The organism is Pigmentiphaga sp. (assembly GCF_019689535.1).
Taxonomy (GTDB): domain Bacteria; phylum Pseudomonadota; class Gammaproteobacteria; order Burkholderiales; family Burkholderiaceae_B; genus Pigmentiphaga.
This window is the reverse complement of sequence record NZ_JADGHH010000086.1, coordinates 1-13,907: the sequence shown is the minus strand read 5'-3', so window position 1 is coordinate 13,907 and position 13,907 is coordinate 1. Positions and strand designations below refer to the sequence as shown.

General features: G+C 65.3%; 14 protein-coding genes. 7 read left to right on the top strand and 7 right to left on the bottom strand.

Annotation, left to right across the window (positions count from 1 at the left end; translation table 11 throughout):
• Window positions 1-86 precede the first annotated feature (86 nt).
• Window positions 87-209: a hypothetical protein gene (locus tag IRZ12_RS09360; protein WP_296467669.1), complete on the top strand. Its 123-nt coding sequence runs from the start codon at window positions 87-89 to the stop codon at window positions 207-209.
• Window positions 210-297: 88 nt separating this feature from the next.
• Entirely contained in the window at window positions 298-1,998 is a 1,701-nt protein-coding gene (gene leuA / locus IRZ12_RS09355; protein ID WP_296467667.1) for a 2-isopropylmalate synthase, read from the top strand.
• A 37-nt stretch (window positions 1,999-2,035) separates the two neighbouring features.
• Here the strand turns inward: leuA and IRZ12_RS09350 are convergent, their stop codons facing one another.
• Both IRZ12_RS09350 and IRZ12_RS09345 read right to left on the bottom strand, forming a co-directional pair.
• Entirely contained in the window at window positions 2,036-2,620 is a 585-nt protein-coding gene (locus IRZ12_RS09350; RefSeq protein ID WP_296467665.1) for a DUF924 family protein, read from the bottom strand.
• Between the two features lie 11 nt (window positions 2,621-2,631).
• Window positions 2,632-2,955: a DUF1840 domain-containing protein gene (locus tag IRZ12_RS09345; RefSeq protein WP_296467664.1), complete on the bottom strand. Its 324-nt coding sequence runs from the start codon at window positions 2,953-2,955 to the stop codon at window positions 2,632-2,634.
• 218 nt (window positions 2,956-3,173) lie between these two features.
• Here IRZ12_RS09345 and argS point away from each other — a divergent pair, with 218 nt between their 5' ends.
• From argS to IRZ12_RS09330, 3 genes are all read left to right on the top strand, one after another.
• A complete protein-coding gene (gene argS, locus IRZ12_RS09340; RefSeq protein WP_296467662.1) occupies window positions 3,174-4,859 on the top strand; it encodes an arginine--tRNA ligase in 1,686 nt (561 codons plus the stop codon).
• 6 nt (window positions 4,860-4,865) lie between these two features.
• The gene (locus tag IRZ12_RS09335; RefSeq protein WP_296467660.1) at window positions 4,866-5,528 is read left to right on the top strand and encodes an SPOR domain-containing protein; all 663 of its coding nucleotides are present in this window, start codon (window positions 4,866-4,868) and stop codon (window positions 5,526-5,528) included.
• 91 nt (window positions 5,529-5,619) lie between these two features.
• Window positions 5,620-6,270, top strand: coding sequence for a thiol:disulfide interchange protein DsbA/DsbL (locus IRZ12_RS09330; RefSeq protein WP_296467658.1), 651 nt, complete (start codon window positions 5,620-5,622; stop codon window positions 6,268-6,270).
• Window positions 6,271-6,372: 102 nt separating this feature from the next.
• On the opposite strand, the gene IRZ12_RS09325 is transcribed toward IRZ12_RS09330, so the two are convergent.
• Complete coding sequence (locus IRZ12_RS09325) at window positions 6,373-7,812, bottom strand: FAD-binding oxidoreductase (protein WP_296467656.1); 1,440 nt, start codon at window positions 7,810-7,812, stop codon at window positions 6,373-6,375.
• Between the two features lie 229 nt (window positions 7,813-8,041).
• Between IRZ12_RS09325 and IRZ12_RS09320 the strand changes: the two genes are divergently transcribed.
• The gene (locus tag IRZ12_RS09320) at window positions 8,042-8,794 is read left to right on the top strand and encodes an SDR family oxidoreductase (RefSeq protein WP_296467654.1); all 753 of its coding nucleotides are present in this window, start codon (window positions 8,042-8,044) and stop codon (window positions 8,792-8,794) included.
• Window positions 8,795-8,819: 25 nt separating this feature from the next.
• Complete coding sequence (locus IRZ12_RS09315; RefSeq protein WP_296467653.1) at window positions 8,820-10,496, top strand: SulP family inorganic anion transporter; 1,677 nt, start codon at window positions 8,820-8,822, stop codon at window positions 10,494-10,496.
• Window positions 10,497-10,509: 13 nt separating this feature from the next.
• Here the strand turns inward: IRZ12_RS09315 and IRZ12_RS09310 are convergent, their stop codons facing one another.
• The 4 genes from IRZ12_RS09310 to IRZ12_RS09295 form a co-directional block, all read right to left on the bottom strand.
• On the bottom strand, window positions 10,510-11,769 hold the full coding sequence (locus IRZ12_RS09310) for a muropeptide transporter (protein WP_296467651.1): 1,260 nt from the start codon (window positions 11,767-11,769) through the stop codon (window positions 10,510-10,512).
• Window positions 11,766-12,095: a hypothetical protein gene (locus IRZ12_RS09305; protein WP_296467649.1), complete on the bottom strand. Its 330-nt coding sequence runs from the start codon at window positions 12,093-12,095 to the stop codon at window positions 11,766-11,768. The genes IRZ12_RS09310 and IRZ12_RS09305 overlap by 4 nt, the downstream gene beginning before the upstream one ends.
• A gap of 21 nt (window positions 12,096-12,116) precedes the next feature.
• Complete coding sequence (locus IRZ12_RS09300) at window positions 12,117-12,791, bottom strand: orotate phosphoribosyltransferase (RefSeq protein WP_296467647.1); 675 nt, start codon at window positions 12,789-12,791, stop codon at window positions 12,117-12,119.
• Window positions 12,792-12,875: 84 nt separating this feature from the next.
• A complete protein-coding gene (locus IRZ12_RS09295) occupies window positions 12,876-13,862 on the bottom strand; it encodes a helix-turn-helix domain-containing protein (RefSeq protein WP_367181586.1) in 987 nt (328 codons plus the stop codon).
• Between the last annotated feature and the right edge of the window lie 45 nt (window positions 13,863-13,907).

Below are 13,907 nucleotides of genomic sequence, written 5' to 3'. Positions count from 1 at the left end.
TGGCCGGGCGGGCTTGCCAGCCGCGCGGAATTGTGTTTGACTAAAGGTTCAATTCAGCACGAACCCTTCCCTGCACGATCGCAACCATGGCCGCTACCGCCATCCGTCCCACCGCCATCCAGCGCCAAGCCGCGCTGGGTGCCGGCGTGCGCGCGATCGTCGCCCTCATTGCTTCCTCGCTACTACTACCGATCGGTTGCCGGGCCTAGAGCCCCGTGGCAGCTCGGCAGCCATAACTCGGCCACACCTACGGCTCATCCGTTCCTTTTCCCGAGTTCGCAGTAGCAGGAGCAATCCATGATGTTGAAGAATCCCCAGGCGAAATACCGCCCGTTCCCCGCTTACGACTTTGCCGAGCGTACCTGGCCCAACCGTCGCATGACCAAGGCGCCGATCTGGATGAGCACCGACCTGCGCGACGGCAACCAGGCCTTGATCGAGCCCATGAACGGCGAACGCAAGACCCGCCTGTTTGAGAAGCTCGTGGAGATCGGCTTCAAGGAGATCGAGGTGGGATTTCCCTCGGCGTCGCAGACGGACTTCGACTTCATCCGGGGGCTGATCGACCAGAACCGCGTGCCGGAGGACGTCACGATCGAAGTGCTGACCCAGGCGCGCGAAGACCTCATTCGCCGCACGATCGAGTCGGTCGAGGGCGGCCGGCGCGTCATCGTGCACATGTACAACGCCATCGCGCCCGCTTTCCGCCGCATCGTGTTCGGCATGTCGCGCGAAGAGGTCAAGCAGATTGCGTTGGCGGGCACCCGCCTCATCAAGGAGCTCACCGACGCGCGGCCCGAGACCGAGTGGGTCTACCAGTATTCGCCCGAGGTGTTCAGCTCGGCGGAACTCGACTTCGCCAAGGAAGTCTGCGACGCGGTGGTCGAGGCGTGGGGCGCGACGCCCAATCGCAAGATCATCCTGAACCTGCCCGCCACGGTCGAATGCGCGATGCCCAACGTCTACGCCGACCAGATCGAGTGGATGCACCGCAACCTCGCCAACCGCGACAGCATCATCCTCAGCGTGCATCCGCACAATGACCGCGGCACCGCGGTGGCTGCGGCCGAGATGGCTGTGCTGGCGGGCGCCGAGCGCATCGAGGGCTGCCTGTTCGGCCACGGCGAGCGCACGGGCAACGTGGACCTCGTGACGCTGGCCATGAACCTGTACAGCCAGGGCATCTCGCCGGGGCTGGACTTTTCCGACATCGACGACGTGCGCCGCTGCGTCGAATACTGCACCCAGCTGCCAGTGCATCCGCGCCATCCGTACGTGGGCGACCTCGTGTTCACCGCGTTTTCCGGATCGCACCAAGATGCAATCAAGAAGGGCTTCGCGCAGCGCAAGCCGGGCGATATCTGGGAGGTACCGTACCTGCCCATCGACCCGGCCGACGTCGGGCGCAGCTATGACGCGGTGATCCGCGTCAACAGCCAGTCGGGCAAGGGTGGCGTTTCTTATCTCTTGCAGCAGGAGTACGGCCTGGATCTGCCGCGGCGCCTGCAGATCGAGTTCAGCCGCGCCATCCAGCGCGTGACCGACGAGACCGGCCGCGAGGTCACGGCCTCCGACGTCTACGCGATCTTCAGCCGCGAATACCTCGACCGGCACGATCCCTACCGTTTCGTGCGGCACCGCATGGCCAGCATCGATGAAGGCGTGCGGGTGGAGGTCGACGTCCTCGTCGACGGCCAGCCCCGGACGCTGGTCGGTTCCGGCAACGGGCCCATCGACGCATTCGTCCAGGCGCTCGGCATGCCGATGCGGCTGATGGATTACCACGAGCACTCCATCGGCGTGGGCGCCGACGCCTCGGCCGCTTGCTATGTGGAGGTGCGCATCGGCGATGCGCCGACAGGCTTCGGCGTAGGGGTAGACAGCGACATCGTCACTGCATCCTTCAAGGCGGTGTTGAGCGCCGTCAACCGCCATCTCCAGGCCAGCGGCCGGTCCGCGCCGATGGCCGGAGCGAAGTTGGCGGAAGTCAGCGTGTGATCGAAGGGGGCGGGCCCGCCCTGCCCCCGGCGTCCGGTCAGAACCCCGACCCAGGTTGTTTCAAGAACTCCGATTCCTGGGGCGTGTTCGCCCGTCCGAGTATGGCGTTGCGGTGGGGGAAGCGCCCGAAGCGTTCCACGATGTCCCGATGGCGGATGGCGAACTCCAGTGAGTTTTGGGAAGCGGGGTGCTCTTGTGCCAGCGTGGCGTAGAGGGCCACGCAGCGCTCCTGGATGGTGAGGTTTTCGCTGTGCATCAGCGGGAGATAGACGAACTCCCGCTGTACGGGCGGCAGCTGCAGGTATTTGCCGGAATCGATCAACTCGAGGGCGTCGCGCAAGGCTTCTGGGTCTCCGGCAAAGGCCCGCGGCGTGCCGCGCCAAATGTTGCGGGTGAACTGGTCCAGCAGCACGATGCGCGCCAGGGCGCCCCCCAGCTCGCGTTTCCACTCGCGCAGCCCGCCTGCCACGGCCTGTTCGACCCTGGGCTGGAAGCGGGCGCGTATTTCCTCGTCGAACTCAGGGTTCTTCTGGAACCAGACATGGCGCGGTTTCAGGTAGCCCGGATCGTCCGGCGGCAGGAACCAAAAATCGAGCACGTCTTGCCATGGCGGGCGGGTCATTGCGGCGCTCCTCAGGCTTCCCAGGTGACGTTGACGTTCTTGGCCTGCGCTTTTCGGAGCATGTCCAGGAGCGGAAATGCGCGCTGGCGCAGGCCAACATAGCGCGCAGCCTTTTCCTTTTCTTCGGGGTCGCTCTCGTCGAAGCGGGGTTCGCGTTCGCCGCCTATCGCGGCCTCGATGCGGCGAATGGCGTCGGGCAGTTGCTCAGGGGTGAAGACGCCCCGGGTGCCGGCGGCGATTTCCGGGAGCTTGCCGGCCAGCTCGAGCAACGGTTTGGCATGCTCGCCGAGCATGATGATTTCCCCGGCGGCTTTGGATCTGAAGGTGACGATCATGGCTCTCCGTGCTCCGTGTGATGTGGTTCGCCACATTATGGCGGAAGCCTCGGCCGGCTAAGCTACGACACGTATCAGGGGGAAGGCGTGCTGAAAAGATGGTTTTGGATAACCCATCCGGTGCCTGCCCGCCTCGCCATGCCGCGTTTTTCCTAGGCAAGGCCGCCGGCTGTTAACATTCCGCTCTTGGCCTTTTATTTACCGCACTATTCCCAGCCATGCTCCCCGAGCAACAGGAACAACTTCTCGGCCTTTTGGGCGCCGCCGTCAAGGCCGTGGCCCCTGAGGCGACGCCCACCTTGCTGCTGGAGCGTCCCAAGGTGGCGTCCCACGGCGATGCCGCCACCAACGTGGCGATGCAGATCGCCAAGCCCTTGAAACGCAATCCGCGCGAACTCGCGCAAGCCATCGTCGACGCCCTCCTGGCGCAGCCGGGGGCCGCCGCGCTCCTGGAGAGCGCCGAGGTTGCCGGTCCGGGCTTCATCAACCTGCGCTTCGCGCCGGCGGCCAAGCAGGCCGTGATCGACGCCATCCGCGTGCGCGGCGCCGATTTCGGCCGCGCGCCGTCCAACGGGCGCAAGGTGATGGTCGAGTTCGTGTCGGCGAATCCCACCGGGCCCCTGCACGTGGGGCATGCCCGCCAGGCGGCGCTGGGTGACGCCATCTGCCGTTTGTTCGCTGCCAGCGGCTGGGAGGTCACGCGCGAGTTCTACTATAACGACGCGGGCAACCAGATCCACAATCTGGCCATCAGCGTGCAGGCGCGCGCCCGCGGACTGGGGCCCGACCACCCGGATTTTCCTGCCGACGGCTATCGCGGCGAGTACATCTCCGACATTGCGGCCGATTACCTGGCCCGCAAGACCGTCAAGGCGGCCGACGCAGAGCCCGTGACGGCTTCGGGCGATCCCGACAATCTCGAAGACATCCGCAAGTTCGCCGTCGCTTACCTGCGCCGGGAACAGGATCTGGACCTGCAGGCGTTCGACCTGAAGTTCGACAACTACTACCTCGAGAGCTCCCTCTATACCTCGGGGCGCGTCGAGCAGACGGTGCAGCGCCTGATCGCCAGCGGCCACACCTATGAGCAAGACGGCGCGCTTTGGCTGCGCACGACCGCGCTTGGCGAAGGCGACGACAAGGACCGCGTGATGCGCAAGTCCGACGGCACGTATACCTATTTCGTGCCGGACGTCGCCTATCACGTGACCAAGTGGGAGCGTGGCTACACCAAGGCCATCAACATCCAGGGCTCGGACCATCACGGCACGGTGGCGCGCGTGCGCTCCGGCCTGCAGGCGCTCAATGTGGGCATCCCCAAGGGGTATCCCGACTATGTGCTGCACAAGATGGTCAAGGTCATGCGCGGCGGCGAGGAAGTCAAAATCTCCAAGCGCGCCGGCAGCTACGTCACCATGCGGGATCTCATCGACTGGGTGGGCCGCGATGCGGTGCGCTACTTCCTGATACAGCGGCGCGCCGATACCGAGTTCGTGTTCGACATCGACTTGGCGCTCAAGCAGACGGACGAGAATCCCGTGTACTACATCCAGTACGCGCATGCCCGCATTTGCTCGGTGCTCGGGCAATGGGGGGGCGATGAGGCGGCGCTGGCGCGCGCCAATACGTCGCTGCTTACCGCCGAACGCGAGTTGCTGCTGCTGCAACGGCTGGCCGAGTTTCCCTCCATGGTCCAGGCGGCGGCGAACGACCTGGCGCCGCATCATGTCGCTTTCTGGCTGAAGGACTGCGCCGCGGACTTCCACGCCTACTACAATGCCGAACGCGTGCTGGTGGACGATGCCGAATTGAAGCTGGCGCGCTTGGCGTTGCTCGCCGCGACGCGTCAGGTCCTGGCCAACGGATTGGCGTTGTTGGGCGTGTCTGCTCCGCAACGGATGTAACGATTCATGGTGTCCACAGCAAAGCCGGCTTCTTCCAGGAAAGGTAAACAGCAGCGGGCCCGCCCGGGCGCGGCGGCCCAGCGCCCGGCGCAACGGGGCGGCACGATGTTCGGCTTGATGGCCGGACTGTTGGTCGGCCTGTTGGTGGCCGTGCTCGTGGCCTTTTACATCACCAAGGCGCCGGTGCCTTTCGTGAGCCGCGGCGTGCGGCCGGTCGCACCGACTCCGGCGCCGGATCCCGCCAACGCGCCCGACCCCAATCGCAGCCTCTACGGCAGGGATGGCCCGGCCGGCGCTCCGTCCGGCTCTGGCCCCTCGACGGCGCATCCGAGCCCGGCCCCGGTGCCCCCGGCCACGCGCGACCCGCTGGGCGACTTCCTGGCCAGCCAAGGGGTGAACCGCAACGAAAGCGCGCCGCCGGCCTCCGCGGCCGGAGGAAGCGGGACGTATTACTTGCAGGTCGGAGCATTTCGCGTCATCGAGGATGCCGAGGCGCTCAAGGCCAAGCTGGCGTTCCTGGGCTTTCAGGCGCGACTGGAAGCCGCCGATGTTGCCGCGGGCACCGTCCATCGCGTACGCGTCGGCCCGTTTACCCGGCTCGACGACATGAACCGCACGCGCGCGCGATTGGCCGAGAACGGCATCGAAGCGGCCGTGGTGAAGAAATGAACCGTCGGAACTTCGCCGAGCTTCCCGCGGTCGGAGATTTCATCGCGTCCGGCGCGCAGACGGCGCCGGGCCTCGTTACCAGAGGAATCCTATGATCGGTCGCTTCCACGTTCGTCGCACGTTCAACCGTCTCGCCCTGGCCGCCGGCCTCCTCGCCGTCCTGCCGGGCATGGCCTTGGCCCAGCAGCCGCGCGAAGGCGCGGACTACATCCGCCTGCAGCAGCCTCAACCCACCGATGCGCCGGGCAAGATCGAGGTGACCGAGTTTTTCTGGTATAGCTGCCCGCACTGCAATGCGCTGGAGCCCAGCCTCGACGCATGGATCAAGAAACTGCCGCCCGACGTGGTGGTGCGTCGCGTACCCGTGCGTTTCAATGCCGGCATGGAACCGCAGCAGCGCCTTTATTACACGCTGGAAGCCCTGGGCAAGGTCGAGCCGTTCCACCGCCTCGTGTTCACGGCGATCCACGAGCAGCGCCAGCCCCTGAACACGGCCAACCGCATTTTCGATTGGGCCGAGAAGGCCGGCCTGGACCGCAAGCAGTTCATGGACGCCTATAACTCGTTCGGCGTCCAGTCCAAGGTCCAGCGTGCCACGCGGCTCGCCGAGGCCTACAAGATCGACGGCGTACCCACCCTGGCCATCAACGGCCGCTACATCACCTCGCCGTCCTTGACGGGCAGCAATGTGGCTGCGCTGCAGGTTGCCGATTTCCTGATCGGGAAAGAACGGGCGAAATAAGCGCCGCGCCCGGCGCACGGGCGGCGCCGGGCCGTTGGCTCTGCGCGGCGGCCCGGCATGCGCATCCAAGCCGGCGTGGGGCCGCCCGGGGTCAGCCGCCGGTCAGTCCGAGGCGGCCGGCCCGAAGTTCACCTGCCCCAGCACGCCCCTGGGGTCGAGCGTCTCCTGCAAGCGGCCAGCCAGCGCCTGCGCTTCCGGCGACACGTAGCGGTGATAGAACCGCTCGTTGTATGGGCCGACGCCGTGTTCGGCGCTGAAACTTCCGCCGAACCGGCGCACGACGAGGTCGTAGATGGCCGTGCGCAGGCGCTCCACGGTGTCTGAGTCGTAGGCCGGCGTCGCCTCGTGGGGCCAGACGATGTTGAAGTGCGTGCCGCCGTCGGCCCAGTGGCCGAAGTCGAACAGGCGTAGCCAGGGAAACTCGCTCGCCAGCATCTCCCTCGCCGTTTTCTGGAAGTCGATCATGGACGAGCGGGGCACGGCGATGTCGAACGCGATCAGCTTGCCCTGGTGGCGGATGGATTCGCTGATGGAGTGGCGGATTTTCCAGAGGTCCGGCCCGCCGTCGAGCACCGCGTTAGCCACGAGGACGTCGAATTGGCGCTCCAGGAAATCGTTCAGGGCCGATTGCAGGTCCACACCCAGCACTTCGCGCGAGGAGGTGGCCGCGAGCTCAACCAACAGGCAGTAATCGGGGATGGGCTCCGGCGCGAACGGATTGGTCACGCCGGGCACGTGGTCGATGACCGATTGCACGGTTGAGCGCGACATGCCCTCGTAGGCCGTCAGGAAGTCCCCGAACTCGCTTTCCAGGGCGATCAGCAGCTCCAGCACCGCCTCCTGGCTGGTGGGCACGATCAGCGCGGTGGCGGTTTGCCGCGGCAGCGGGTGGACTTGTACCACCGCACGCGTGATCACGCCGCCCACGCCGCCGACACCCACGAACAACTGCTTCAGGTCGTAGCCGGTATTGTTCTTGCGCAGGCCGCTCATCAGGTCGAGCACCTGTCCAGGTGGATCGGCCAGGACCACTTCGATGCCCAGCAGGTTGTGGCGCACGTCGCCATAGCGGACGAGGCGGGATCCGCCTGTGTTGGTGGCGATCATGCCGCCCAAGGACGGGTTGGCGCCCAGGTCGATGGGAAAGCACAAGCCTTGTTCGGCCAGTTTTTCGTTCAGTTCCTGCAGCGTGACGCCCGCGCCGACCGTTGCCGTGCGATTGGCGCGGTCCACCACGATTTCGCCGCGCAGTCGTTCGAGACTCAACAACACTTGGCGGCCGCTCTCGTTGGGCGTACTGGCCGCGACGAGGCCGGTATTGGCGCCTTGTGCGATCAGCGGCGTGCCCGTCTGCGCGCAATGACGGACGACCGCGGCGACTTCGGCGGTCGATGCCGGTCGCACGACGACCGCCGCCTTGCCGTTACCGTAGCGGGCGCCGGTCTCGTAGCGGGCCTTGTCGGCAGGATCGACGTAGACGTTGGCTTCGCCCACCAGGGCGGCGAGCGCGCCGTGTAATTCGGAGATGGAAGAAGATGTCATGGCAGTCTCGTTGATGCGCCGCGCCTAGCCGAGCCGGCGCGGATCGCCTGACCAAGATACTATCCTACGTTTCCGGAGCGATGGGCAGTCGGACGCCCTTCACCCGCCGGCAAGGATGTTCCAGGACACGATACCATCGCGCGGCGGCGGGACGGGAGCGTTGCCCGGCCCCATCGGCCGGCCGGGGCTTGCTGCCTCGAACAGAGGCTGCGCTTGAGTGGATAAAGCAATGAGAGTCTTCATCACAGGTGCCAGTAGCGGAATCGGCCGGGCGTTGGCCAGCCGCTATGCGGCGCGGGGCGCCGTTCTCGGCTTGGTCGCACGCCGGGAGCAGGCCTTGCGCGATCTCGCCGCGTCGCTTCCCGGCGACCATCACTGCTATCCGCTCGATGTCCGCGACCGGAATGCGCTGCACGCCGCCGCACGCGATTTCCTGTCGGGCGGCCCTGTGGACCTGGTGATCGCCAATGCCGGCATCAGCACGGGCACCCTGACGGAGGAACTGGAAGACTTCGATGCCTTCCGCGCCGTACTGGACACCAATCTCGTCGCGATGGTCGCCACTTTCGAACCGTTCATCGCCGCCATGAAACAGGCTGGCAAGGGGCAACTGGCCGGCATCGCGAGCGTGGCCGGCATACGCGGTCTGCCGGGCGCGGGCGCGTACAGCGCATCCAAGGCGGCCGTCATTGCCTATTGCGAGAGCCTGCGCAACGAACTGTCGCCGTACGGGATCCGGGTCTCGACGATTGCGCCGGGCTATATTCGTACTCCCATGACTGCCCGCAACCCTTACCCCATGCCGTTCCTGATGGATGTGGACACTTTCGCGGAGAAGGCTGCGGACGCGCTGGACCGCGGGGTACGCTACACCGTCATTCCGTGGCAGATGGGCATCGTTGCCAAGCTGCTGCGCCTGCTTCCGGACGCCGTATACGACCATTTCGCCGTACGCGCTCCCCGCAAACCCCGACACCGTTGATCGCCGCTTCCACAAGGCCTGCTGCATGCCCGCTTTGCTCCGCCGCTATTTTCCGTTCTTGAACTGGCCGCGCCCGACAGCTGCCGAACTTGCCGCCGATGCGCGGGCCGGGTTCACGCTTGGCCTGATCTTGGTACCCCAGGCGGTGGCGTATGCGATGCTGGCGGGCATGCCACCCATCACCGGCCTATATGCCGCCTTGGTGCCGCCCGTGATCAGCGTGCTGTGGGGCTCGTGCCAGTTGCTTGGTGCCGGGCCGGTCGCCCTCACCAGCATGCTGGTGGCCGGTTCGCTGGCGGGCTTGGCCGCTGCGGAGTCCGCCCGTTGGGTGGAACTGGCGATATGGCTGTCCTTGATGGCCGGCGCGATCCAGATCTTGATCGGCGCGACCCGCTTGGGGATGGTCGTGAATTTTCTGCCGGGAGCGGTAGTGGGCGCGTTCACGCAGGCTGCGGCAGTGCTGATCATCCTTTCGCAATTGCCGGCCATGCTGGGGCTGAGCTGGAGCGCGGCGCGCACCGCCATGGCGCATGGCGATGCGGCCGGCGTACTCGCGAGCATCGACTGGCCAGCGTTTGCTTTCGGCGTGGGAACTTTGGTTTTCCTGGTAGCGTTGAAGAAGCACAGCAAGCGCTTGCCCATCGTCCTGGCTGCGGCGCTGGCAACGGGCGTGATCAGCTGGGCGATCGGTTACGGTGCGCGGGGCGGTGCAGTCGTCGGCGCCTTGCCGGCGGGCTTGCCGCAGTTCACAGTGCCCAAGCTGCTGGATTGGGAAGACTACCGGAGCTTGCTCCCGGCGGCGGCGGTGATCGCCTTGGTGAGTTTCGTGGAGGCGCTTTCCAGCGCCAAGACAATTTCGCGCAGCACCCGCAAGCGCTGGGATGAAAACCAGGAGTTCATCGGGCAGGGGCTGGCCAAGCTGGCGAGCGGCCTGAGCGGCGCGTTTCCCGTGAGCGCTTCGTTCTCGCGGTCCGCGCTCAACCTGTTCGTCGGCGCCCGAACCGGATGGTCGGCGCTTTTCGCGTTCGCCTGCGTGTTGGCCAGCCTGCTGTTCCTGACACCCGCCATCGCGCATCTGCCGCGCGCGTTCCTGGCGGCCGTCATCATCGTGCCGGTAACGAACCTGATTGCGCCTGGTTTCTTCGTCAGGCTGTGGCGTACGTCTAGGCCGGAGGCATGCATCGCCGCGGCCACTGCAGCGGCAACCTTGGTCGCGGCACCGCAACTGCAGTGGGGCGTGCTCGCCGGCTTCATCCTGTCACTGGGCTATTTCCTCTACCAGCGCTCGCATCCTCGCATCATCGAGGTGAGCGTGCATGCCGACGGTACGTTGCGGGACCGCCAGCGCTTCGGCTTGCCGCCCTTGGCCGAGGACTTGCTGGCCGTCCGGATGGATGCGGCCTTGAGCTTCGTCACTGCCAACCAATTGGAACACTTCATCATCGAGCGCTGCCGCGCGGAGCCCGGCATCCGGCGCGTGCTGATTTATGCCGGCCCCATCAATAGCATCGACGTCACCGGCGTCGATACGCTGACCTACATCATCGGGACCTTGCGCGACCAGGGAGTGAGCGTCTATTTGGCGGGGATCAAGAAGCAGGTCGAAGACGTGCTCGAGACCGCCGGCGTGATCCGGTTGCTGCCCGCCGAGCACGTGTTCCGGACCGAGCGGGAGGCGATAGAGCACCTGCGGGCCGCCTGAGCGCCCTGGCTGCTCAGGCTTGGTCCAAGGCCCGGATTTCGGCGCGACGCCACCAGAGCAGGGCGATGCCGGGAAGTGCAATGAGGACGGTGATCAGGAAAAAGGTCGGCCATCCATAGGCTTGCACCATGGGAGGCGCGAGCGGCCCGGCCAGGTAGGTGCGCCCCACCGCCGAGAGCGCCGACAACAGCGCGAACTGGGTCGCCGAGAAGCGTTGGTCGCACAGCCCCATCAACAGCGCGACGAACGCAGCCGTTCCCATCCCGCCGCACAGGTTCTCGATGCCGACCGCGGCGGCCATCAGCACGATGTTCTTGGAGCTGACCGCGATGAGCCAGAACCCCAGGTTCGAGACGGCCTGCAGCAGTCCGAACAGCATCAGCGAGCGGAAGAGCCCCAGCTTGGCCAGCAACGAACCGCCTGCCAGTGCGCCGATGATGGTGGCGCCCAGGCCCAGCACCTTGTTGATGGTGCCGACCTCGGTCGCGGAGAATCCCGCGCCCCGTATGAGGAAGGCGGTGGATAAGCTACCCGCGAAGGCATCCCCCAGCTTGTACAGCACGATGAGCACCAGCAGCATGATTGCGCCCGGCCGGCGGAAGAATTCCAGCAGCGGCCCGGATACGGCTTCGGCCAGCGTGCGCGGTGCGGCGGCGGGGGCTTCGGGTTCGGGCGCCCAGAGCGTGGCGAGGATGGCGGCGCCCATTAGCACGCCCATCAGCATGTAGGTGTTGCCCCAGCCTAGCCAGCTGTCGGCGATGACCAGCGCCAAACCACCCGAAACCAGCATGGCGAGGCGATAGCCCAGCACCGACACGGCAGCGCCTGCGCCGCGTTCTTCCTTGCGCAGCACGTCGGTGCGATAAGCATCGAACGCGATGTCCTGCGATGCCGAGCAGAAGGCCACGAAAACGGCGAGCAGCGCCAGCGGAAGCAGCGCCGAGCCCGGCGAGAGCAGCCCCATCGCCATGATGGAGAGCGCGAGCAGCAGTTGCGTGGCGGCCATCCAGCCCCGGCGCCGCCCCAGCACGGGCAGCGTGTAGCGGTCCATCAACGGTGCCCACAGGAACTTGAGCGTATAGGCGGAGCCAACCAGCGTCAGGAACCCGATGGCCTGCAGCGACACGCCGTCCACCGTCGCCCAGGCCTGGAGGGTCCCGGTGGTGAGCGCAAGCGGCAGCCCGCTCGCAAAGCCGAGCGCGAGCAGCGGTGCGACACGCCGGTTCGTGTAGAGCGATGAAGCGGCGCCGGCCGCTTGCGGCCGTGCGCTCAAAATATTTTTCCGCTTCGGCCGTAGTCGAGCACGATCCAGTTCATCGCGGCGACCAGGGCCTCGGCCGTTCCGGTCTTGAATGCTTCATCCAAGCGGTTCATGTAGGAAAGCAATTGCGTCTTGGCGGTTTCGGCGAAAGCCGGCTCGATGGGCTGGTCTTCGTAGAGCAGGACGTAAGAGCGGGCGAAGCCATAGATCAGGAAATACGCGGCGGCGTGCTCCGAATCGCTGGTGATCAGCGCGAGTGAGCCTTCCTTGACTTTAAGGAAACTGTCGGTGCCGGGAGCCTGGGCGGCAAATCGTTGGATGAGTTCGGTGAAGTTCATAACGCGAAATAACGGTGAAAGTCAGGGAAGGCGGGCGATGCCGCCGTGAGCCTTGGACCACTCGGAAGTGTGGAGGAGGAAATCCTGTACCTTTTCGACATCGTCCGCAGACAAGACCGTGCTTGTCCTGGCTTCGGCGAGGACGTCCTGCCAAGTGGCCAGCGCATGCATCGCAACGCCGAGTTCTTCCATGGTACGCCGGCTTTCGGCAAACGTATCGTAATAGAAGATACTCAGTACGTGTTCCAGCACGAGCCCGGAGTCGCGCACGGCTTTGCAGAAATTGAGCTTGCTCTGGCCGTCCGTGGTCAGGTCGTCGACCAGCAGCACGCGCGCCCCTGGTTCCACCGCTCCTTCGATTTGCGCGTTGCGGCCGAAGCCGAGCGGTTTCTTGCGCACGACCAGCAGTGGCAGCGACAGCCGGTCGGCGAGCCACGCAGCATAGGGCACGCCTGCCGTCTCGGCGCCCGCGATGGCGTCCACGTGCTGCACGCCGATGCGGTGCCGCACGACCGACAGCGCTGCGTCGACCAACACGTTCCGGCCGCTCACCGACGAAATTAGCCGGCGCACGTCTACGTAGACGGGACTTGCCCAGCCCGACCGCAAGACGAAGGGCTTGCCCGTGGTCACGTGAACGGCTCCCGACTCGAGCAATCGCCGCGCTACCGTGGGGCCGATAGAGGTTTCTTCCATTTCTTGTGAATCCTAGTTACCTGCATGTTGCCCCGGTCGCGCGCTGCGAGTCTTTCGGAAAGGCGACGCCAAGCGAGCGGGAAGTCATACCACTTTCAACATGCTACTGAGAAGTTCCGCTGCCTGCTCGCCCTTGTAGGCGCGCTGCCAGAGGTTTTCCACCATTTTCGTATAAAGCTGGACCGCTTCCGGCGCCGACGTGACCTGGGCGATGCCCGTGGCGACATTGGGTAGTTCGCCAAAGCGGAACGGGCTGATGGCCACGAACGACGCATTCGGACGCTCGAATACTTGGAACGTTGCGTTCGGCATGCTGTCGTCCACGATGCCTATCTGCATGTCCATCGGGTGTTCGCGCAGCAGGCCGATGATGCGTTCGACCTCGCGCCGGGCCGCCAGCGATCTTTCCATGCGCACCGCCGGTGGCAGATCGATGCGGCCAACCAGCCCGAAGTGAACGAAGCGTTCGATCTCGCGCAAGCCGATCAGGCTGATGATGGGCGGTCGGCGGCGGGCGAATGCGCGCTTGCGCTCCTCGAGGATTTTCATCAACGCCAGCATCCGCTCCGGATCCAGGTCCGGATGCGCCTCCTGCAGCATCTTTTCCAGATAATGCCCGTATTCGTCGGACGTCAGCAGGAAGGAGATCGGCTCGAAGTGCGCCATGATGCGCGTGGCGTCGGTCTCGAGCTGGCGCATCCGCTCGATGTAGGCCACCGGCGAAGTGTAGTACTCAGTGCCGACGCCGAGCAGCGATGCGAGCGTGGTATCCAAGATATGGGCGAGACGCTCGAGCGTCTCGATCTTCACGATCTCGCCTTTTTCCATCCGGTACACCGCGGCGCGTGAAACGCCGAGCTGGGCGGCGACGTCCTCGGCTCGCAAGGAGGCCCCCATCCGATAGGCGCGCAGCCTCTCCCCGATGGCATGGAAATCGACGGCACGTAGTTTGGAGGGTTTTGCGTTCATTAATCTAAAAAATGAGAATGCTCGAATTCCCGTCCCAGACGAAATTTGAACCGAAATGGAGAGTTTCTGCTCAAAATCGGCATTATTTGGTGCGGTTCGCACCGATTTTGTGCGTGCGGCCGGGCCCCCAGTGGTTTACTTATCAGC

Coding starts and splice junctions, on each gene's coding strand:
- argS (WP_296467662.1), top strand. CDS start 3,174: ATGCTCCCCGAGCAACAGGAACAACTTCTCGGCCTTTTGGGCGCCGCC.
- IRZ12_RS09300 (WP_296467647.1), bottom strand. CDS start 12,791: ATGGAAGAAACCTCTATCGGCCCCACGGTAGCGCGGCGATTGCTCGAG.
- IRZ12_RS09345 (WP_296467664.1), bottom strand. CDS start 2,955: ATGATCGTCACCTTCAGATCCAAAGCCGCCGGGGAAATCATCATGCTC.
- IRZ12_RS09325 (WP_296467656.1), bottom strand. CDS start 7,812: ATGACATCTTCTTCCATCTCCGAATTACACGGCGCGCTCGCCGCCCTG.
- IRZ12_RS09335 (WP_296467660.1), top strand. CDS start 4,866: ATGGTGTCCACAGCAAAGCCGGCTTCTTCCAGGAAAGGTAAACAGCAG.
- IRZ12_RS09360 (WP_296467669.1), top strand. CDS start 87: ATGGCCGCTACCGCCATCCGTCCCACCGCCATCCAGCGCCAAGCCGCG.
- IRZ12_RS09305 (WP_296467649.1), bottom strand. CDS start 12,095: ATGAACTTCACCGAACTCATCCAACGATTTGCCGCCCAGGCTCCCGGC.
- IRZ12_RS09315 (WP_296467653.1), top strand. CDS start 8,820: ATGCCCGCTTTGCTCCGCCGCTATTTTCCGTTCTTGAACTGGCCGCGC.
- IRZ12_RS09320 (WP_296467654.1), top strand. CDS start 8,042: ATGAGAGTCTTCATCACAGGTGCCAGTAGCGGAATCGGCCGGGCGTTG.
- IRZ12_RS09330 (WP_296467658.1), top strand. CDS start 5,620: ATGATCGGTCGCTTCCACGTTCGTCGCACGTTCAACCGTCTCGCCCTG.
- leuA (WP_296467667.1), top strand. CDS start 298: ATGATGTTGAAGAATCCCCAGGCGAAATACCGCCCGTTCCCCGCTTAC.
- IRZ12_RS09350 (WP_296467665.1), bottom strand. CDS start 2,620: ATGACCCGCCCGCCATGGCAAGACGTGCTCGATTTTTGGTTCCTGCCG.